1 protein-coding gene is annotated in these 439 nt (G+C 65.6%); it reads left to right on the top strand.

Annotated elements, in window-relative coordinates; genetic code table 11:
• The coding region (locus tag AC1D0P_RS29845; protein WP_477680037.1) for an aminotransferase class III-fold pyridoxal phosphate-dependent enzyme at positions 1–439 on the top strand (439 nt) is incomplete at both ends.

The following is a 439-nucleotide window of genomic DNA, read 5'->3' on the forward strand; positions in this document are numbered from 1 at the left end:
CGATTATGTCGAGCGGCTGACTGCGACATTCGACGGCAGCCTCGACACTGCCATCCTCACCTGCACCGGCAGCGAGGCCAATGATATCGCGCTGCGCATGGCGCAGGCGGTCACCGGCAAGACCGGCGTGATCGCCACCGATCATACCTATCACGGCAACACCACCGCCGTGTCGCAGCTCTCGACCCGCATGCCGCCGGTTGGCGGCTATGGCGGCCATGTGCGGCATGTGCCGGCGCCGGATGGCTATCGGCCACTGGGAGGAGAGGGCGGCGAGGCCTTCGCCAACGCCTGGGCGGCGGCGGTCGAACAGGCGATCGACTCGCTGGAAGCATCGCCCTTCGGCTTTTCCGCCCTGATCATCGATCCGTTCTTCGCCAATGAGGGTTTTCCCGACCTGCCGGATGGCTTCCTGCAAAAGGCGGCTTCGGTGGTGAAG

The sequence above is a fragment of the Polaromonas sp. P1_G2 genome (assembly GCF_056405515.1).